General features: G+C 65.0%; 19 protein-coding genes. 4 read left to right on the top strand and 15 right to left on the bottom strand.

Features of this window, described 5'->3' with window-relative positions:
• Window positions 1-17: 17 nt before the first annotated feature.
• From fliS to KUV81_RS01135, 13 genes are all read right to left on the bottom strand, one after another.
• A complete protein-coding gene (fliS, locus tag KUV81_RS01195) occupies window positions 18-419 on the bottom strand; it encodes a flagellar export chaperone FliS (RefSeq protein WP_222542015.1) in 402 nt (133 codons plus the stop codon).
• Window positions 419-748 carry a hypothetical protein gene (locus KUV81_RS01190; protein WP_222542014.1) on the bottom strand — a complete coding sequence of 110 codons (330 nt, stop codon included), beginning with the start codon at window positions 746-748 and terminating at the stop codon, window positions 419-421. The genes fliS and KUV81_RS01190 overlap by 1 nt, the downstream gene beginning before the upstream one ends.
• Window positions 745-2,130, bottom strand: a complete 1,386-nt coding sequence (fliD, locus tag KUV81_RS01185) for a flagellar filament capping protein FliD (protein ID WP_222542013.1) — start codon at window positions 2,128-2,130, stop codon at window positions 745-747. Before fliD ends, KUV81_RS01190 begins: the two co-directional genes overlap by 4 nt.
• A gap of 18 nt (window positions 2,131-2,148) precedes the next feature.
• Entirely contained in the window at window positions 2,149-2,553 is a 405-nt protein-coding gene (locus KUV81_RS01180) for a flagellar protein FlaG (protein WP_222542012.1), read from the bottom strand.
• 135 nt (window positions 2,554-2,688) lie between these two features.
• Window positions 2,689-4,086: a flagellin gene (locus KUV81_RS19815; RefSeq protein ID WP_222542011.1), complete on the bottom strand. Its 1,398-nt coding sequence runs from the start codon at window positions 4,084-4,086 to the stop codon at window positions 2,689-2,691.
• A gap of 357 nt (window positions 4,087-4,443) precedes the next feature.
• Entirely contained in the window at window positions 4,444-5,826 is a 1,383-nt protein-coding gene (locus tag KUV81_RS01170; RefSeq protein ID WP_222542010.1) for a flagellin, read from the bottom strand.
• Window positions 5,827-6,063: 237 nt separating this feature from the next.
• On the bottom strand, window positions 6,064-6,825 hold the full coding sequence (locus tag KUV81_RS01165; protein WP_222542009.1) for an SDR family oxidoreductase: 762 nt from the start codon (window positions 6,823-6,825) through the stop codon (window positions 6,064-6,066).
• 20 nt (window positions 6,826-6,845) lie between these two features.
• A complete protein-coding gene (gene mmsB, locus KUV81_RS01160; RefSeq protein WP_222542008.1) occupies window positions 6,846-7,736 on the bottom strand; it encodes a 3-hydroxyisobutyrate dehydrogenase in 891 nt (296 codons plus the stop codon).
• Window positions 7,733-8,860, bottom strand: a complete 1,128-nt coding sequence (locus KUV81_RS01155; protein WP_222543322.1) for an enoyl-CoA hydratase/isomerase family protein — start codon at window positions 8,858-8,860, stop codon at window positions 7,733-7,735. Before KUV81_RS01155 ends, mmsB begins: the two co-directional genes overlap by 4 nt.
• Window positions 8,860-9,633, bottom strand: a complete 774-nt coding sequence (locus KUV81_RS01150) for an enoyl-CoA hydratase (RefSeq protein WP_222542007.1) — start codon at window positions 9,631-9,633, stop codon at window positions 8,860-8,862. Before KUV81_RS01150 ends, KUV81_RS01155 begins: the two co-directional genes overlap by 1 nt.
• A 53-nt stretch (window positions 9,634-9,686) precedes the next feature.
• Complete coding sequence (locus KUV81_RS01145) at window positions 9,687-10,844, bottom strand: acyl-CoA dehydrogenase family protein (RefSeq protein ID WP_222542006.1); 1,158 nt, start codon at window positions 10,842-10,844, stop codon at window positions 9,687-9,689.
• A 10-nt stretch (window positions 10,845-10,854) separates the two neighbouring features.
• Window positions 10,855-12,348 carry a CoA-acylating methylmalonate-semialdehyde dehydrogenase gene (locus KUV81_RS01140; protein WP_222542005.1) on the bottom strand — a complete coding sequence of 498 codons (1,494 nt, stop codon included), beginning with the start codon at window positions 12,346-12,348 and terminating at the stop codon, window positions 10,855-10,857.
• 69 nt (window positions 12,349-12,417) lie between these two features.
• Window positions 12,418-13,602 (bottom strand): thiolase family protein, encoded by a 1,185-nt coding sequence (locus KUV81_RS01135; RefSeq protein WP_222542004.1) that lies wholly within the window; start codon window positions 13,600-13,602, stop codon window positions 12,418-12,420.
• A gap of 413 nt (window positions 13,603-14,015) precedes the next feature.
• Here KUV81_RS01135 and KUV81_RS01130 point away from each other — a divergent pair, with 413 nt between their 5' ends.
• The gene (locus tag KUV81_RS01130) at window positions 14,016-15,512 is read left to right on the top strand and encodes an FMN-binding glutamate synthase family protein (RefSeq protein WP_222543321.1); all 1,497 of its coding nucleotides are present in this window, start codon (window positions 14,016-14,018) and stop codon (window positions 15,510-15,512) included.
• Window positions 15,513-15,630: 118 nt separating this feature from the next.
• Complete coding sequence (locus tag KUV81_RS01125) at window positions 15,631-16,026, top strand: hypothetical protein (protein ID WP_222542003.1); 396 nt, start codon at window positions 15,631-15,633, stop codon at window positions 16,024-16,026.
• A gap of 94 nt (window positions 16,027-16,120) precedes the next feature.
• On the opposite strand, the gene metA is transcribed toward KUV81_RS01125, so the two are convergent.
• A complete protein-coding gene (gene metA / locus KUV81_RS01120; RefSeq protein WP_222542002.1) occupies window positions 16,121-17,062 on the bottom strand; it encodes a homoserine O-succinyltransferase in 942 nt (313 codons plus the stop codon).
• Between the two features lie 154 nt (window positions 17,063-17,216).
• Between metA and KUV81_RS01115 the strand changes: the two genes are divergently transcribed.
• Window positions 17,217-17,945: an SDR family NAD(P)-dependent oxidoreductase gene (locus tag KUV81_RS01115; RefSeq protein WP_222542001.1), complete on the top strand. Its 729-nt coding sequence runs from the start codon at window positions 17,217-17,219 to the stop codon at window positions 17,943-17,945.
• 54 nt (window positions 17,946-17,999) lie between these two features.
• On the opposite strand, the gene ompW is transcribed toward KUV81_RS01115, so the two are convergent.
• The gene (gene ompW, locus KUV81_RS01110; protein WP_409995540.1) at window positions 18,000-18,620 is read right to left on the bottom strand and encodes an outer membrane protein OmpW; all 621 of its coding nucleotides are present in this window, start codon (window positions 18,618-18,620) and stop codon (window positions 18,000-18,002) included.
• Window positions 18,621-18,820: 200 nt separating this feature from the next.
• Here ompW and KUV81_RS01105 point away from each other — a divergent pair, with 200 nt between their 5' ends.
• Complete coding sequence (locus tag KUV81_RS01105) at window positions 18,821-19,720, top strand: aldo/keto reductase family oxidoreductase (protein ID WP_222541999.1); 900 nt, start codon at window positions 18,821-18,823, stop codon at window positions 19,718-19,720.
• The last annotated feature ends 28 nt before the right edge of the window (window positions 19,721-19,748 follow it).

Here is a 19,748-nt window from a genome sequence, read left to right as displayed (position 1 = left end):
GCTGTTTCCTAAAACCTTTATGCCGGCTGCTTCAGATGATGCTGCTCCGCCGGGATGGCATCCCAACCGGATTTCAGCGTCTTAAGCAGATCCACCACCTCCAGCAGCGCGGCGGTGTCATTATCCCGGCTGGCGTCCCCCAGTCGACGCACCATGTAGTCGTACATGGCGGACAGGTTCTGGGCGATCTCCCCGCCCTGGTCGAAATCCAGGGCCGCCTGCAGGTGGGCGATGATCTCCATGGTGCGGCTGATCAGCTCGCCCTTCTTGGCCACCTCGCCCTGCTCGATGGCCAGGTTGGCCTGCAGCAGCTTCTCAATGCTGCCCGCCAGCAACATCTGCACCACCCGGTGAGGGCTGGCCTCGGCGGCCTGGCTGGAGATGTTGACCTTGTTGTACGCCTTGAGTGAACCTCGCATTAGCCTCTTCCTGATTCAATTTGCTGGTAGGTCTGGACCTGTTTTCGGCCCTTTCGGTAGCCGCCCAGGCGCACGCGCTGGGCCGCCAGTTGTTCGTTGGCCCGGGCCGACAGGGCCAGGGTCAGTTTGAGCTGAAACTGCAGCCACTGGGGATCTTGCCCCCGCTCGGTGGCCAGGGCCTCGGCCAGGGTGGCCTTGCGCTCGGCCACCTGGGTTTGCAGCTGCTCAAGCAGGCGATCGCGATCGTCGTCGTCCGCGCTGTCCAGGGCCTTGAGGCACTGATCGATGTCGCCGCTGAGCTGTTCGAGCCGCTGTTCAATGTCTTTCATCGGTTATTGGGTACCAGGCCCGGCAGGCTGTTGAGACGCTCGCTCAGCATCGCCCCCTGGGCATTGAGTTGATAGACCACCGAATCCATGGCGTTGAACTGCTTGTACAACCGCGCCTCGTAGGACGCCATCTGCAGGTTGAGCTGCTCGCGGTCGGACTCGATGCGCTTAAGCTGGCTTTGCAGGGTGTCGTCCCGGCTCGACAGCAGGCCCCCGGTCTGGGTGTAGATGTCGACGGCGTTATCCAGGGCGAAGGCCAGGCCCTCGTCCTCCTTGGCGAACAGCTGAGCCAGGCCCGCCATGTCGTTTTCCACCGCCTCCTTGAGGCGATCGTCGTCCACCTGAAGGGCACCGTAGCGGTCGAAGCTGACGCCAAACTGGGCCAGGGAGGCGGTCTCGCCATTGCCGATGTCGTAGCTGGCGGTCATCACGTTGCGCAGCTGACTGGAGATGGAGCGGGGCAGGCTGTCTCCCTGCAGCGGGCCGGCGGTTTCCGTCTCGGCGTCGTATTTGGAGAGGTTGGTCACCACCTCCTGCAGGGCGTTGTAGGCCTCGACAAACCCCTTCACCGCCGCGGTGGCGGCCCCGGTGTCCTGCTCGATGGTCACCTTGGTGGTCTTGCCCACGTCGGCGTCCTTGAGGCTGAGGGTCACCCCCTGGATGGCACTGCTCACCTCGTTGGACTGGGAGGTGACGTCCATGCCATCGATGGTGAGGGTGGCGTTGGCCGCGGCCACCAGCTCCTCCATGTTGCCGAAGGTGTCGCTCAGGCCGGTGCCATTGGTGTCGGTGGCGGTGACGGTGATCTGGTTGTTGGTGCCGGTCTTGTCGGCGGTCATCACCAGGCGGGGACCGTTGTCGCCGGTAATGATGGTGGCGGTGACCCCGGGGTTGTCCTCGGCGCTGTTGATCTTGGCGGCGATGTCCGCCAGGGTGTCGTCCGCCTCCACGTCCAGGGTGAAGTCGACCGGATCGCCGTTTTCGTCAATGCCCGCGGCGATGGTCAGCTGCCCCTCCCCCACCGGGGTGTTGGCGTCGGCCACCGCCGCCGAGCCCACCTTGTGGCTCTCCGCCAGGGTTTTGACCACCACGTTGTAGCTGCCGGCGGTGGCGGTGCTGTCCGCCTCCGCGGTGAGGTAATCGCTGATGTTGGTGCTGGCCTTGCGCTTGTCGAAGCTGTCCAGCTTCTGCAGGTTCTCCAGCTTGTCCTGGAAGTCGCTCATGGCGGACTTCAGGGCCCCGATGGCGGAGATCTCGGTCTGTACCTTGGCCTCGCGCTGATCCAGGGTGACCTGGCGGGGCACAAAGCTGGCGTCCACCAGGGCGGTGACGATGCCATTGATGTCCAGTCCGGAGCCAATGCCGGCGGCGGTTAAGCCCATATTTCCATCCTCAGGCGGTTACGCCTCGGTTTTCACCAACAATCCGGTCAGATCCGACAGGCGGGCGGCAAGTTCCAGCACCTCTTCGGCAGGAATTTGCCGGATCACCTGGTCGTTCTTGATGTCTTTGACCACCACCACGTCCCGGCCGGTGGCCTCGTCCACGTGGAAGGAGAGCCCCCGTTGGGCGCCCCCCAGGAAGTGCTCCAGCTCCTCGGCAATGCGGGCCAGCTGGTCGCGTTCCAGCGCCGCATCACCTTCGCCGCGGGTGGCCGCGCTTTGGCTGACGCTGCCCGGGGTGGCCGGGGCCACCGCCTTGGTGCCCCCGGTCGGGGCCTGGGGCGTGGAGGTGGCGGTGCCTGCAGCCCCAGGGCTTTTTGCAGGATTCGTACCAGAAAGCAGTGACGTGTCGATAACCGTCATGGCGTGGACTCCTTGTATGAGGGCGGACTTCCTGTACCGGCCGAACGGATCCCGCCGAAGCCCCCCTGGGCCGACGGGATAAAAAAACGGTAGGGGATTCCCCTACCGTTGTTATCGACCGAAAGACCAGAGACTTTACAGCAGAGACAGGGCCAGCTGCGGGATCTGGTTGGCCTGGGCCAGCATGGCGGAGCCGGACTGCTGCAGCACCTGCTGCTTGGTGAGCTCAGCGGTCTCCTTGGCGAAGTCCACGTCCTGAATTCGGCTGCGCGCGTCGGCCACGTTCACCTGGATGTTGCCCAGGTTGTTGATGGTGTGGCTCAGACGGTTCTGGGCCGCACCCAGGTCCGCCCGGTTGGCGTCGATGCCGGCGATGGCGGCGTCAATCACATCCACCGCGGCCTGAGCACCGGCGGCGGTGGTCACGTCGATGGTGGAGACGCTGTTCAGGCTGGAGGCGGAGGCGCCCAGGAACTCGGCCACATCAGTGGTGCCGTCGCCCACTACGGTGAAGCTGCTGCTGGACTTCAGGCTCAGTTCGGCGTTGATGAACTGATCGTTGGTGTCGTCGGCAACCCAACCGTTCAGCTCAACGGTGTTGCCGGCGCCGCCGCCCTGGATGTCCACACCGTTGACGTTCTTGGCGGTCAGGGTGATCTCGCCATTGTCGGCATTGTAGGTGGCGTCGTGGCCGGCGGAGCCGATGTCGGCAGCCAGTTTGGCCATGTCGCCGCCGTACTTGGCCAGATCGAAGGTGTCGTTGCCGATGGTCAGGGTGCCGGTATCGGTGGCGCTCAGGGCCCCGATGGTGGTGGTCACCGAAGTCTCGGCGGTCACACCGGTGTTGGCACCGTTGATCTTGCTCATGATGTCGGTAACGGTGTCGGTGGCGGTGATGCCAACCGTGCCGCTGCCCAGGGGACCGCTGATGGTGATGTCACCGGCGGTGGCACCGGTGGCGTAGGCGGCGTCGTTCGCGGTGTTCACCCCGAAGACGGAACCGGCACCGGTGATGGTGTTGTTACCGATGGCGTTGGCGGACACGTCACCCAGGCTGATGGAGATGGTCTCGTTGGCGTTGGCGCCCACCTGGAAGGACTGGGTGCCGTAGGAGCCGTCCAGCAGCTTCTGGCTGCCGAAGGAGGTGGTGTCGGCGATCCGGGTCAGCTCATCCTGCAGCGCGGTGATCTCTTTTTGGATCGCAGCGCGGTCTTCGGTGGAGTTGGAGGCGTTGGCGGATTGCAGGGACAGGTCACGCATCCGCTGCAGGATGTTGGTGGACTCCTGCATGGCGCCTTCGGCGGTCTGGGCGATGGAGATGCCGTCGTTGGCGTTGCGCATCGCCACGTCCAGGCCGCGAACCTGGGAGGTCAGGCGGTTGGAGATCTGCAGACCGGCCGCGTCATCCTTGGCGGAGTTGATGCGCAAACCGGAGGAGAGGCGCTCCATGGAGGTTTGCAACGAAGAGTTGGACGAGTTCAGGTTGCGCTGGGCCGTCATCGAAGTGACGTTGGTGTTTACTGTTACAGCCATGGGCTTGCTTCCTCAGTACAGATACAACGATGTAAGTCACTGACTTACCAGTGCCTTGTGGCACCGCTTTCCCTTACACCCGCTGTTTCGGCGCCCAAATATTGGCCTTGAGAAAAAAAGCCTTAAATTTCCAATGTTTTACCCATCATTTACACGACACAAACGCCACCCCAACCCAAACCCCAAAGAACTCACCTCATTATCTTTTTGTTAACCAAGAAAAACGGGAGACCTGAGGTCTCCCGTTGGGGCCCGACTCGGGGTCGGGACTCGTCCAGATAACGCGGCCAGCTGTAAGGGAAAGCGGCGAGATCCGTCTGAGATGTTGGGCCGGTACCGGGCCGGCCCGAGTCCAGATTACAGCAGGGACAGAGCCAGCTGCGGGATCTGGTTGGCCTGGGCCAACATGGCGGAGCCGGACTGCTGCAGCACCTGCTGCTTGGTCATCTCGGCGGTCTCCTTGGCGAAGTCCACGTCCTGAATCCGGCTGCGGGCGTCGGCCACGTTGGTCTGGATGTTGCCCAGGTTGTTGATGGTGTGGCTCAGACGGTTCTGAACCGCACCCAGGTCGGCACGCTGGGAATCGATGCCGGCGATGGCGGCGTCAATCACGGCGATGGCGTCCTGGGCACCGGAGGCGCTGGAGATGTCGACGGAAGCCACGTCATCCAGGGTGGAAGCGGCGCCACTGGTGATCTCGCCCTGCAGGGTCCCACCCAGGGTGAAGGACTCACCGGAGGTCAGAGTGATGCTGGCGTTCACCTCGGAGTCGGCACCACCGGCGACGGTTGCACCGGCGAAGTCAACGGAACCGGCGGTACCGCCGCTCACGCCCACACCGTCCACGTCGGAGGCGTTCAGGGTGATGGTATCAGTGGCGCTGTCGTAGGTGGCGTCGTAGCCAGCCTTGGCCAGGTCTTCCGCCAGGTACTTGGTGGAGCCGGCGTAGTCGGCCAGGCTGAAGGTGTCGCTGCCCACGGTCAGGGTGGCGTCGGAATCGGCGGTCAGGTTGGCGATGGTGGTGCTGACGGAAGCTTCAGCGGTCACACCGGTACCGGCGGCGTTGATGGCGTCGGCCACGGTGGTGGCGGTGTCACCGGCGGTCAGGCTGATGTCGGCCTTGCTGTTGGAGCCGTTGACGATCAGGTTGCCGTTGGCGGAGACGCCGGCAAAGCCACCGGTGGCGGTGGTGGTGCCGAACACGGTACCGGCACCGGAGATGGTGTTGGCGCCGATGGCGTTGGCGGAGACGTCACCCAGGCTGATGCCGATGGTTTCGTTGGCGTTGGAACCCACCTGGAAGCTCTGGCTGCCGTAGCTGCCGTCCAGCAGGCTCTGGCCACCGAAGGAGGTGGTTTCGGCGATACGGGTCAGCTCGGTCTGCAGAGCGGTGATCTCTTTCTGCATGGCCGCGCGGTCGTCGGCGGAGTTGGAGCCGTTGGCGGACTGCAGGGACAGGTCACGCATCCGTTGCAGGATGTTGGTGGACTCCTGCATGGCGCCTTCGGCGGTCTGGGCGATGGAGATGCCGTCGTTGGCGTTGCGCATCGCTACGTCCAGGCCGCGAACCTGGGAGGTCAGTCGGTTGGAGATCTGCAGGCCAGCGGCATCGTCCTTAGCGGAGTTGATGCGCAGACCGGAAGACAGACGCTCCATGGACTGCTGCAGGTTGCTGTTGGAGGTGTTCAAGTTGCGTTGAGCCGTCATGGAAGTGACGTTGGTATTTACGGTAACAGCCATGGCTGATGTCCTCTTTATCAATCGGCCTTCCCTGACAGGTGGTGGCCATTTCAAACACTCAACCTGTTTATCGCCACCTCCAAACGAAGCTTTAACGTTTTTTTGATCTTTTTTTCCTACTAGTGATCTTTGGGCTCGCGAACCAACATCACCACAGCAAATGAAACCTTTTCAATTATTTGGAAACAAAAAAGGCCGGCGCAATGCGCCGGCCTTATGAGCGGGGTTAATGACAGCTTAGAGGCGGATGCCGCCGTCCACCTCCACCACCCGACCACTGAAGTAGTCGTTAGCCAGGATGAACTCCACCGCCTGGGCCACCTCGTCCGGTTGACCCAGTCGACCGACGGGCACCATCTTCTCCAGGCGCTCCAGCGCCTCGGGCTTCATGGCGGCGGTCATGTCGGTAGCGATCACCCCCGGGGCCACGGCGCCGGTGCGGATCCCGTGGCGGGCCAGCTCCTTGGCCCAGGAGACGGTCATGGCCACCACCCCCGCTTTGGAGGCGGCGTAATTGGTCTGGCCCATGTTGCCGGCGCGGGCAAGCGAAGAGATGTTGATGATCACCCCGGGACTGGCGGACTCGATCATCAGCGCCGCCGCTTCCCGGCCGCACAGGAAGGTACCGGTAAGGTTAACGTCGATCACCGACTGGAACTGGGCCAGGGACATTTTGTCGCTGATCTTGCCCTCTTTGGCTTTGACCAGCATGCCGTCACGCAGCAAGCCGGCGTTGTTCACCAGCACGTTCAGGGCACCAAAGTCCCGGCGGATGGCGTCGAAGGCGCCCTCCACCTGGGCCTCCTGGGTGATGTCCAGGGCGTAGCAGCGAGCCTCGATGCCGTCGGCAGCCAGGGTGGCCACCGCGGTTTCCAGCTGTTCGCCGTTGATGTCCAGCAGCGCCAGACGGGCGCCCTGCCGCCCCAGTCGTTGGGCCATCGCCAGGCCGAGGCCACGGGCCCCGCCGGTGATGGCGACGATCTTGTTGTTCAAATCCATATTGTCGTCCTCGCCTGTCCTCAGGCGTCCTTGTCAAACTGTTCGAAGATGCTGGAGAAGTCGCGCTTGCCGTTGCCGGCGGCGGCGTGCATCCGGTAGAGGCTGGTGGCCAGGGCCCCCATGGGGGTGGCACTGCGGCTCTGGCTGGCGGTTTCCATCGCCAGGCCCAGATCCTTGGCCATCAGGTCCACCATAAAGCCGCCCTGGTAGCCGTTGCTGGCCGGCGCGGCCTCCATCACCCCGGGACAGGGGTTGTACTTCTCCAGCGTCCAGTTGCCACCGGAGCTGACCTTCATGATCTCCGACAGCACCTTGGGATCCAGGCCGTGATGACGGCCCAGCTGCAGCGCTTCGCTGGTGCCCACCATCAGTACCGACAGCAGCATGTTGTTGCAGATCTTGGCCACCTGGCCGGCGCCATGGCCCCCGGCGTGGAAGATGTTGGCGCCCATCTGGGCCAGCACCGGCTCGGCGGCGGCGAAGCCGGCGTCGGAGCCGCCACAGATAAAGGTCAGGGTGCCCGCCGCGGCCCCGGCGGTGCCGCCGGAGACCGGTGCGTCGACAAACTCCAGTCCCTTGGCGGAGGCCGCCTCGGCCACCACGGTGGCGCTGGCCGCGTCGATGGTGGAGCAGTCGATCAGCAGGGTGTCCGCCGCCACGGTGGCGATGATCCCCTCATCCCCCAGGTAGAGGCTGCGCACGTGCTGGCCCGCCGGCAGCATGGTGATCACCACGTCGGCTCCGGCCACGGCACCACAGACGCTGTGGCAGGCAAAGGCGCCAGCTTCGGCCAGCTCGTGGACCGCCTGCTCGTTGAGGTCGTACACCCGCACGGTGCGGCCGGCCTTGACCAGGTTGCGGGCCATGGGGCCCCCCATGTTGCCTAGGCCAATGAATGCGATAGTGCTCATGATTGGGTCTCCGTGAGGTCAGCCAGGGGGTGCTCCTCCCAGGGGCTGGTGAACATCTGGGCCATCAGTCGCTCCGGCACCGACGCGATGTCGGCGCAGCGCCACTGAGGTTGCCCATCCTTGTCAATCAACAGGGCGCGCACCCCCTCCACGAAGTCCCCCAGCTCGGCGCAGCGCACCGACCAGATGAGCTCCTGCTGGAACACCTGCTCCAGGGAGAGTTCGGCACACTGGGTCAGCTGGTGCCAGACCAGGTGCGCGGTGATGGGGCTGCCAGCCAAAAAGCTCTTGCGGGCCCGCACCAGCCACTTCTCCTCGCTGTTCAGCGCGGCGATCCGCTCGGCGATGAGCGCTAAACTGCTGCCGGCCATCAGCTCGTCGATCTGCCCCTGGGCCTCGTGCAGGGTGCTGTGGGGCATGGCCGGCAGGTCCTGCTCCTCGATGCCCCGCAAATACCCGCTGAGCAGATCGTGGTTGGCCCGGGGATCCTCGTGCCAGCTTAAGGTGGTCAGGGCGGTCAGCAGGCTGTCGCGCCGCTCGCTGGCCACAAGGTGATCCGCCAGGCCCACGTAGCGCACGTCGGCGCCGTTCATGCTGTAGCCGGTCAGCCCCAGGAAGCGGCCGCAGTGGCCGGGCATGCGGTTCAAGAACCAGGTGCCGCCCACGTCCGGGTAGAGACCGATGGTGATCTCCGGCATCGCCACCCGGGAGGTTTCGGTCACCAGACGGTGGCTGGCACCGGCCATCAGGCCCAGGCCGCCGCCCATGACGATGCCGCTGCCCCACAGGACGATGGGCTTGCCGAAGCGATGGATCAGATGATCCAGCCGGTACTCCCGGGTGAAGAAGGCCTCCACCTCGGGGGTGCGCTCACCGGGGCGCTCGGAGGCGGCCTGGTGCATGGCGCGGATGTCGCCACCGGCACAAAACGCCTTCTCCCCGGCCCCCTGCAGCCAGACGCAGGCGATCTGCTCGTCCGCCTGCCACTGAAGCAGCTGGGCGTGGAGCTGGTCCACCATCTCCAGCGACAGCGCGTTCAGGGACTTTTCGCTGTTGAGGGTGGCCACCCCAATCTGGCGGCCGTTGTCGGTCGGGCGCGTGGTAAAGAGTACGGGGGCCGTCATCATCGGTTCTTCCATTGGGCGGGGCGCTTGTCCAGAAACGCCTGCACCCCTTCGGTTTGATCTTCGCTGTCGAACAGGTCGACAAACAGCTCCCGCTCCAGACCCAGGGCCTGGCTGCGGGGCATGGTGCGGCCGGATTGGATCAGGGTCTTGCAGGCGCTGACCGCCACCGGGCTCTGTTTGCCCACCTTCTCGGCCAGAGCCAGGGCGTGGTCCACCACGCTGCCGGGCTCCACCACCTCTTCCACCAGGCCGATGCGCAGCGCCTGCTCGGCGCCGATGCGCTCGCCGCAGAGGATCATCCGCTTGGCCCAGCCCTCCCCCACCAGCGCGGTGATGTTCTGGGTGCCGCCGGCGCAGGGCAGCAGCCCCACGGTGGCTTCCGGCAGGGCCATTTGCGCCTGGGATTCCGCCAGGCGGATGTCACAGGCCAGCGCCACCTCCAGGCCGCCGCCCATGGCGTAGCCGTTGATGGCGGCGATGGAGACACCGCGGAAGCCGGAGAGAGCCTCGAAGGCCTGGCCGAAACGGCGGGCCATGGTCACCGCCACCGCCTTGTCGCCGTCGGCAAAGAGTTTGAGATCGGCGCCGGCGGAGAAGAACTTCTCCCCCTCACCGGTGATCACCAGCGCGTAGATGTCGCGGTTGGCGTTAAGCTCCGCCACCAGGCTGTGCAGTTCGCCCAGGCTCTGCTCGGTCCAGGTGTTGGCGGGGGGGTTGCTGATGGTCACCAGCGCGGTGTGGCCCCGCGTCTCCAGTTTCAAAAAATCCATCTCGGTGAATTCCTGTTGATGTGGCCCGGGCGCCTCGGCGCCCGGGCGGGGGCTCAGAGGATGGCGCCGGCGTGCTCGTCCAGCAGGCGGCGGGCCACGATCAAACGCATGATCTCGTTGGTGCCCTCCAGGATCTGGTGCACCCGCACGTCACGCACGTGACGCTCCAGCGGGTACTCCCGGATGTAACCGTAGCCGCCGTGGATCTGCAGCGCCTCGTTGCAGACGGTGAAGCCCACGTCGGTGGCAAAGCGCTTGGCCATGGCACAGTAGGCGGTTTTCTCCGGGTCATTGCTGTCCAGCTTGAACGCCGCCAGGCGCACCATCTGCCGGGCTGCTACCAGCTCGGTGGCCATGTCCGCCAGCTTGAACTGCAGCGCCTGGAAGGCCGCCAGCGGTTTGCCGAACTGCTTGCGCTCGGTCATGTACTGCTGGGCCCGCTCCAGGGCGGCTTGCGCCGTGCCCAAGGAGCAGGCGGCGATGTTGATGCGGCCGCCGTCCAGCCCCTTCATGGCGAAGGTAAAGCCCTGGCCCTCGTCGCCCAGCAGGTTGGCCACCGGCACGCGCACGTTCTCGAAGGTCACCAGGCGGGTGGGCTGGGCGTTCCAGCCCATCTTGTCCTCGGCCTTGCCGTAGCTGATCCCCTCGGCATCGGCGGGCACGGCGATGGCGGAGATCCCCTTGGGCCCCTCCTCGCCGGTGCGGCACATCACCACCAGAAGCTCGGTGGCGCCGGCGCCGGAGATGAACATCTTGCTGCCGTTGATGACGTACTCGTCCCCCTCTCGCACCGCCTTGGTGCGCAGGCTGGCGGCGTCGGAGCCGGCACCGGGCTCGGTCAGGCAGTAGGAGGCCAGTTTCTCGCCGGTCACCAGCTCGGGGCACCAGGCTTCCTTGAGGGACTCGGTGCCCCAGCTGGCCACCATCCAGGTGGCCATATTGTGGATGGTGATCATCGCGGTGGTGGCGGTGCAGCCCTTGGCCAGCTCCTCGAAAATCAGCGCGCTGTCCAGGCGGGGCAGCCCCAGGCCACCGGCCTCTTCCGGGGTGTAGAGGCTGCAGAAGCCCAGCTCACCGGCCCGCTGGATCACCTCCTTGGGGAAGTGGTGGGTCTCGTCCCACTCGGCGGCATGGGGGGCCAGCTCCGCCTCGGCGAACTGGCGCGCGGCGTCGATGAAGGCCTGCTGGTCTTCGGTCAGGTTGAAGTTCATGCCGCTCTCCTTACTTCAGGGCGATGGTCAGGTTCTGACCCTCGACAATGCCGGACTCCGGCCAGCGGGCGGTGACCGTCTTGGTCTCGGTGTAGAAACGCACCGCCTGCTTGCCGTAGGCGTGCAGGTCGCCGTAGAAGGAGTTCTTCCAGCCGGTAAAGGAGAAGAACGGCAGCGGCACCGGGATGGGGATGTTGATCCCCACCTGGCCCACTTCGATTTCGTGCTGGTACTTGCGGGCGGCGGCGCCGGAGTTGGTGAAGATGGAGGTGCCGTTGCCGAAGGGGTTGGCGTTGACCAGGGCGATGGCGTCGGCCAGGGTCTCCACCTCGGTGCAGGAGAGCACCGGGCCGAAGATCTCCTCTTTATAGATGCGCATCTCGGGGGTCACACCGGAGAACACGGTGGGGCCCACCCAGTTGCCCTCTTCGAAGCCGGGTACGGTGAAGTCGGAGCCGTCCACCAGGCAGTTGGCGCCCTCGGCTTTGCCGGATTCGATCAGCTCCAGCACCCGGGCCTTGGCGGCGGGGTTGATGAGCGGGCCGTAACCGGCGTCCGGGTCGTCCCACAGGCCGGGACGCACCTCGGCGATGGCCTGGGCCACCTCGGGGATCCACTCCTTGGTGTTGCCGACAAACACCGCCACGGAGATCGCCATGCAGCGCTGACCGGCGGCGCCCACGGAGGCCCCCACCAGCTGGTTGATCACCGTCTGCTTGTCCGCATCGGGCATGATAACCATGTGGTTCTTGGCGCCGGCGAAGGCTTGCACCCGCTTCATGTTGTCGGTGCCGGTCTTGTAGATGTATTGGCCCACGGGCACGGAGCCGACGAAGGAGATCGCCTTGATGTCGCTGTGGGTCAGAAGCTGGTCCACGGCGTCCTTGGTGCCGTGCACCACGTTGAGCAGGCCCTTGGGCGCGCCGGCCTCTTCAAACAGCTCCGCCAGGCGCATGGGGGTCATGGGATCCTGCTCGGAGGGCTTGAGCACGAAGCCGTTGCCGCAGGCGATGGCCATGGGGAACATCCACAGGGGGATCATGGCGGGGAAGTTGAACGGGGTGATCCCCACGCACACGCCCAGGGGCTGGATGTAGCTGTAGGTGTCGATGCCGCGGGCGACGTTTTCCACGGTCTCGCCCATCATCATGCTGGCGATGTTGGCCGCCTGCTCCACCACCTCGATGCCACGCCAGACATCGCCCTTGGCGTCTTCGAAGGTCTTGCCGGTCTCCTTGGCCAGGATGGTGGCCAACTCGTTGTGGTGCTCCTTGAGCAGGTGCTGGTAGCGCAGCATCACCCGGGCGCGTTCGGAGACGGCCACCTCTTTCCACTGCTGCTGGGCGGCCTTGGCGGCGGCCACCGCCTGGTTGATCTCCGCCTCGGTGGCGCAGTTGAGCTGAGCGATGGGACCGTTGTTGGCGGGGTTGGTGACGGTGATCACCGAGGAACCTTGACCGGCCACGTACTCACCGCCGATCAGATGATGGACTTGTTGCGTCATGTTGTGCTTCTCCCAGATAGAAAATCCGCCGGCCGGTGTTGTTGTTATTGGGCCGGCGGAGATTAAGCGTTACGGCAGTTCAACCGCCAGGGCGGTGGCTTCGCCGCCACCGATGCAGAGGGTGGCCACCCCGCGCTTGAGGCCCTGGGCCTTGAGCGCGTGGATCAGGGTGACGATCACCCGGGCACCGGAGCAGCCGATGGGGTGCCCCAGGGCGCAGGCGCCACCGTGGATGTTGACCTTGGCGTGATCGAGGCCCAGCTCCTGGATGGCCAGCATGGTGACCATGGCGAAGGCTTCGTTGATCTCCCACAGGTCGACGTCGGCGGTGGTCCACTCCAGGGCGTTGAGCAGCTTGGTCACCGCGCCGATGGGGGCGATGGTGAACTCACCGGGCTCCTGGGCGTGGGTGCTGTGGCCGACGATGCGGGCCAGCATCGGCAGGCCATTGGCCTCGGCGTAGGACTCGGAGGTGACCACCAGGGCCGCGGCGCCATCGGAGATGGAGCTGGAGTTGGCGGCGGTGATGGTGCCGTCTTTGGCGAAGGCCGGGCGCAGGGCGGGGATCTTCTCCGGACGGGCGTTGCCCGGCTGCTCATCCACGGCAACGGTGACCTCACCTTTGCGGGTCTTGATGGTCACCGGGGTGGTCTCGGCGTCAAAGGCGCCGGACTCGATGGCGGCGTTGGCGCGGCGCAGGCTCTCCAGGGCGTAGTCGTCCATCTGCTCCCGGGTCAGGCCAAAGCCGTCCGCGGTGGCCTGGGCAAAGGTGCCCATGGCGCCGCCGGTGTAGGCGTCTTCCAGGCCGTCGAGGAACATGTGGTCCATCACCTTGCCGTGACCCATGCGGTAACCGCCGCGGGCCTTGTCCAGCAGGTAGGGGGCCAGTGACATGCTCTCCATGCCCCCGGCCAGCACCACCTCGGCGCTGCCGGCCTTGATGAGGTCGTGAGCCATCATGGTGGTTTTCATCCCGGAGCCACACACCTTGTTGACGGTGGTGGCGCCCACCGCCAGCGGCAGGCCGGCCTTGAGGGTGGCCTGTCGGGCCGGGGCCTGGCCCTGACCGGCGGGCAGGACGCAGCCCATCAGGACCTCATCCACCTGTTCGCCGGCCAGGCCCGCCTGGCCCAGGGCGGCCTGGATGGCGGTGGCGGCCAGATCCGATGCGGGGACGGTGCTCAGGCTGCCCTGGAAGCCCCCCATGGGGGTCCGGGTCGCGGCGGCAATGACGATCGCCTGTTCCTTAGCCATTTTCACTCTCCAATGTAAGTCGACTGTTGCAAGGTTACTTTAGTTTTGACGTTTACGGCAACGTAAAGTTTCGGCGTGATCGCCGGCGTCAAAACCGGTTGCAGTGCGCGGGCTGAAAAGCGCAAAGCCCCTGGGAGTGGGCGTTGACGCCAGCCGCTGGCAGTATCCCATCGGCAAATGACATGGCAGTGGCAGCGATGACTGCTCCTACCAGATCGATGGCTCCCGGCGAGTACGGCGTTGCCGGCGAAAAGTTGACCACTCCATTAAAGGCCTTTGGCGCCATTTCTCAATCCCCCCTTGGTCGGGGGATAAACACCGGCGATGACTCGATAGCCCAAAGGGTGAAATCGTCATCGGCCTGACCCGCTCCTATGCTTAAGCGGTTTCTGGCCGGAGGCGATATGGACACCATGAGCAGCTGGGCCTTCCGGGCCCTGGAGTTGAGCGCCGCGCTCTTTGTCTTTCTGATCGGCAGCCTGATGCTGCTGGTGCTGGTGCTCTACGTGCGGGACGTCACCCAGACCCGCCAGGCGATCCGCCGCAACTACCCGGTGGTGGGGCGTTTTCGATATTGGTTCGAGCACATGGGGGAGTTTTTCCGCCAGTACTTCTTCGCCCAGGACCGGGAGGAGATGCCTTTCAACCGGGCCCAGCGCAGCTGGGTCTACCGAGCCGCCAAGGACCTGGACGCCACCGTGGCCTTCGGCTCCACCCGGCCGCTGAACCAACCCGGTGACATCATCTTCCTCAACTGCCTGCTGCCCACCCTGAAAGAGGACGCCGTGGCCCCGGAGCCGATCCACTTCGGCCAGGGGCACTGCCGCACGCCCTACACCACCACCAGCTTTTTCAATGTCTCCGGGATGAGCTTTGGCGCCCTGTCGGTGCCGGCGGTGCGGGCCCTCTCCCTGGGGGCGGCCGAAGCGGGGGTGTGGCTCAATACCGGTGAGGGGGGCCTCTCCCCCTACCACCTGGAGGGGGGCGGCGACATCGTGTTTCAGATCGGCACCGCCAAGTACGGGGTACGGGATGCCCAGGGGCGCTTGAGCGACGAGCGGCTCAAGGCAGTGGCCGAGCACCCCGAGGTGAAGATGTTTGAACTCAAGCTCAGCCAGGGGGCCAAGCCCGGTAAGGGGGGGATCCTGCCCGGGGAGAAGGTGACCGAGGAGATCGCCCAGATCCGCGGGATCCCGGTGGGCCAGGACTCCATCAGCCCCAACGGCCACCCGGAGATCCGCTCGGTGGAAGACCTGCTGGACCTTATCCAGCGGATCCGCGAGGTGACCGGCAAGCCGGTGGGCTTCAAAGCGGTGCTGGGCAGCACCGAGTGGCTGGACAGCCTGGCCAGCGCCATCCAGGCGCGGGGTCTGGCCAGCGCCCCGGATTTCATCACCCTGGACTCCGCCGATGGCGGCACCGGCGCGGCCCCCCAGTCGCTGATGGATTTTATGGGGCTGCCGATCCGGCGCAGCCTGCCCCTGCTGATTGACTGGCGGGAGCGGCACGGTCTGGCCGAACGGGTGCGGGTGGTCGTCTCGGGCAAGCTCATCAACCCCTCGGACGTGGCCTGGGCCCTGTGCGTGGGGGCCGATGCCGTGGCCTCCGCCCGGGGGTTCATGTTTGCCCTGGGCTGCATCCAGGCGCTGCAGTGCAATAAGAACAGCTGCCCCACCGGGATCACCACCCACGACCCCAAGCTGCAAAAGGGACTGGTGGTCACCGACAAGAGCCACAGGGTGGCCCAGTACGCCCGCAACCTGATGCACGAGGTGGGGGTGATCGCCCACTCCTGCGGCGTCAAGGGGCCCCACGAGCTGCGCCCCCGCCATGCCATGATCATCGACGACCACGGCCTGCCGGTGCCCCTGGCGCGCCAGTTCCCACCCAAGATGACCGGCCAGGACTGAGGCTAAGGGGCGCAAAATGCCCGGGGCATGATCTGAATTAAGTTACTCAAGGGTTTGAGTTGTCGGGCGAAAATACCGCTGCTAAAAGTGGAGCATTCCCCTTTTTGCGGAGCCTGCCATGCTGTTTTGGCGCGTGATGATCGCCCTGGTCGCCGCCCTGATGGGCAGCCAGCTTCTGATCTGGTTGTTCACCGGCGGTCTGTCGATGCTGCAGTGGATGTTCGTCTGGTGCGGCGCGTTTTTGCTGCTGCCGGCCTTCGGCTTCGCCTACCACTACCCCATAGTGCCCCGCTGGTTCGCCATCGGTTGCGCCACCGTACTGTTCGTGACTTTCCAGTTCACCCTGGTGATGGGGATCATCCTCTGGTTGCAGCGGCCCAATCCCCAGGCGCTGATCTACCTGACGGTGCATTTCGGCGTGGTGCTGGTGCTGCTCTATCCGGTGTGGCAGTACGCCTTTGCCGACGAGCGGCTTTGGGCGTTGCCCCGGGGCCACACCCGGATGCCGTTCTAAACGGAGGGCCCCGCTGGGGGCCCTTTGTCGTTCAGGCGGCCCGGCGGGCGCGCTTCGCTTTAATCCCCCTGAACCGGCAGAGGCGCACCGGCCCTCATTCGATCTCCATCAGACCCTGCTCAATGTTCCCCTGCAAGTCGAACGGCGTGCGCTGATACACGTAGTAGTTCAGCCAATTGGACACCAGCAGGGCGCCGTGGGCGTGCCAGCTGGCCTGGGGCGGCCGGGTGGGATCGTCCTGGGGGTAGTAGTTGTCCGGCACCTTGGGGGCGAGCTCCGCCGCCAGGTCCCGCCGGTATTCGTCCTGCAAGGTGGTGCGGGTGTACTCCGGGTGCCCGGTGACAAAGAGGTTGCGGTTGCTGCTGTCCACCACCAGGTAGGCGCCCGCCTCATCGGACTCGGCCAGCACCGTGAGCTGGGGGTGGGCCTTGAGCAGGTCCAGGGAGACCTGGGCGTAGCGGGAGTGCGGCACCCAGAACTCGTCGTCGAAGCCCCGCAGCAGGGGCACGTGCTCATGCACCCGGCGGTGGCGATAGACGCCGGAGATCTTGTCCTGACGCAGGTAACGCTTGATGCCGTAGAGGTGGTAGAAGGCGGCGTGGGCGGCCCAGCAGAGGAAGAGCACCGAGGTGGCATGCGTCTGGGACCAGTCGATGATCGCCCGGATCTCGTCCCAGTAGGCCACCTGCTCAAACTCCAGGTCCCCCAGGGGGGCCCCGGTGATGATAAGCCCATCGTAGTTGTTGCCCTTGACCGCCTCGAAGTCCCGGTAGAAGGCGTTCATGTGGTCACAGGGGGTGTGCTTGGAAGGGCGGTTGTGGATCCGCAGCAGCTCGACGTCCACCTGCAGCGGGCTGTTGCCCAACAGGCGCAGCAGCTGGGTTTCGGTTTCGATCTTGTTGGGCATCAGGTTCAGGATCAACAGCTTGAGCGGCCGGATGTTCTGGGACTCCGCCCGGGTCTCGGACATCACGAAGATGTTTTCGCCGCGCAGAATCGCGGACGCGGGCAGACGGTCGGGCACCTTAACCGGCATGGTCACTCCTTGGGCTGGGATCGAGCCCCTGTTATATCAAGACATCTGGACGTCCACAAGCCCAGACATCTCTTCATTTTTGTCGATCCGCCCCTTGTGGGCCTCTCCCCCCAACTCTAGAATCGGCCCATACCCCAACAAGTATCCCAATTGTATGAGCCAATTAAGCGCCATCGTCATCGGCGCCAACTCGGGCCTGTCCCAAGCCCTGGCCCTGGAACTGGCCAAAGACAACGTTCGCCTGGGCCTGATGGCCGCCGACATCGACGCCCTGGCCCCCCTGGCAGAGCAACTGGGGCCCCAGACCGAGCTGGTGGCCATCGACATCCAGGATCCCGAGGCCTGCCGGGCCGCCTTTGACGCCCTCTGGGCGCAGTTGGACGGTGCCGCCCTGGTGGTGATCAACACCGCCGCCGCGGGCCTGGATCTGGAGCTGCCCTGGGCCCTGGACAAGGGCGTCATCGACGTCAACGTCACCGGCTTTACCGCCCTGGCCAACGCCGCCTTCAACCACATGGTCGAGCAAAAGTACGGTCAGCTGGCGGCCCTGACCTCCATCGCCGGCGAGCGGGGCGGTCCCCAGGTGGCCTTCCACGCCTCCAAGGCGTTCCAGCAAAACTACCTGCAGGGTCTGCGCCTGCACGCCCAGCGCCTCAAGCTGCCCATCACCGTCAGCGACCTGCGCCTGGGCTACCTGGAGAAGATGCAGGGCCGGGGCAGCCGCTTCTGGGCCGCTCCCCTGCCGAAGATCGCCGGCCAGATTACCCGGGCGCTGAAAAAGGCCCGGCCCACCACCTACGTCACCCGACGCTGGCGCTTTATCAGCTGGCTGACCGCCCTGCTGCCGGAGTTTGTCTACAACAAGCGCAAGTACAAAGGCTGAGCCGACATCAAAAAAGCCACCCCGATGGGTGGCTTTTTTCTTGCGAGGTTCGGCTTAGAACTTGTAGCCAACGGAGAGCATGTAGACCCAGGGGTCGATGTCGGTATCGATGCTCACCGGGGTGCCGTCCAGCTTGAAGTTCACGTCGGTGCCGATGTCGAGGTACCAGACGGAGGCGTTCACCAGCCAGTTGTCGTTGATCTGGTAATCCACGCCCACCTGGCCCGCCAGGCCAAAGGAGGTGTCCAGGTCCAGATCGGAGAGCACGCCCAGGTCATTGGTGAATTTCTCATCGAAGAAGACGGTCATGTTCACCCCGGCGCCGATGTAGGGACGCAGGTTGCCGCTGCCGAAGTAGTACTGGGCCATCAGGGTGGGCGGCAGGTGCTTCACCTTGGCGATCTGACCGATGTCCGGCAGGCTGACTTCGTGGCTGAAGGGGGTGGCCGCCAGCAGCTCGACGCCGAAGTTGTCGCTCACCATGTAGGTGAAGTTCAGGCCCAGCTGGGTGTTGGTGTTGATGCCGAACTCACCCAGGGTGGCCACGTCCTCGGAGCCCTCGTTGGGGGCCACGGTGGCGCTGCCGGCGCGGATGATGAAGTCACCGGCGTTGTGGGCAAAGGCAGGGGCAGAGAGGGCGGTCAGCAGGGCCAGGGACAGCAGTTTCGTTTTCATCATATCACTCCATGAGGGGCGGCCAAGGGGGCCGCTAAGGGATTCCAATACCACTTGGCGCCCACCCTAAAGGAGCATCGCAACGATTTTTTTGATCTCGAACAACCTCTTTGAAACAATTGATCAACAACAAAAAGGGGCGTGATCTATATCACGTTTATTGTCGCTCTCCATTGGCACCAGGAAGTTCGGAACCCGTTATGGAAAAAGTCTCCCTTCACCCCCAAGGTCTTCAACTCTCACGATTTATTGCCGGCTATTGGCGTCTTCTGGATTGGAAGATGACGCCGCAAGAGCGGCTTTCGTTTCTGCAAAGCCACCTGGAGATGGGGATCTCCAGCTGCGACCACGCCGACATCTACGGGGATTACCGCTGCGAGGCGGCGTTCGGGGAGGCCCTGGCGCTCAAACCCAGCCTGCGCCATGAACTGGAACTGGTCACCAAGTGCGGGATCTGCCTGCCGGGCCAGAAGGGCTACGATCTGCCCCACTACAACACCAGCGCCGGCCACATCCTCCACCAGGTGGAAAGCAGCCTGCGCCACTTCGGCACCGACTACCTGGATCTGCTGCTGATCCACCGCCCCGATCCCCTGATGCAGGCGGACGAGGTGGCCGACGCCTTTGAGCAGCTGCGCAACGAGGGCAAGGTGCGCCACTTCGGGGTCTCCAACTTCACCCCCCACCAGTGGGACCTGCTGCAATCCCGGCTGAGCTTCCCGTTGATGACCAACCAGGTGGAGATCTCCCCCCTGCAGCTGTCGCCGCTGCACGACGGCACCCTGGACCACCTGCAGCAGCACCGCATCCGCCCCATGGCCTGGTCCTGCCTCGGCGGCGGGCGCCTGTTCAGCCCCGACGATCCCCAGGCCCGCAGCGTGCGCCATGAGCTGACTCAGATCGCCGAGGAGACCGGCGCCGCTGGGGTCGACCAGGTGGCCCTGGCCTGGTTGCTGGCCCTGCCCTGCGGCCCCCTGCCGATCCTCGGCAGCGGCCGCATCGAGCGGGTCCGCCAGGCGGTGGGCGCCCTGGAGGTGAACCTGACCCGGGAGCAGTGGTTCCGGATCTGGGTGGCCTCCACCGGCCACAACGTGCCCTGACCCCCCGCCGGTTTTTTGCCCTGCCCCA

Source organism: Ferrimonas balearica, assembly GCF_019802085.1.
Lineage (GTDB): Bacteria > Pseudomonadota > Gammaproteobacteria > Enterobacterales > Shewanellaceae > Ferrimonas > Ferrimonas balearica_B.
The sequence above is the reverse complement of the archived record's forward strand: the minus strand, read 5'-3'. Positions and strand labels throughout refer to the sequence as shown.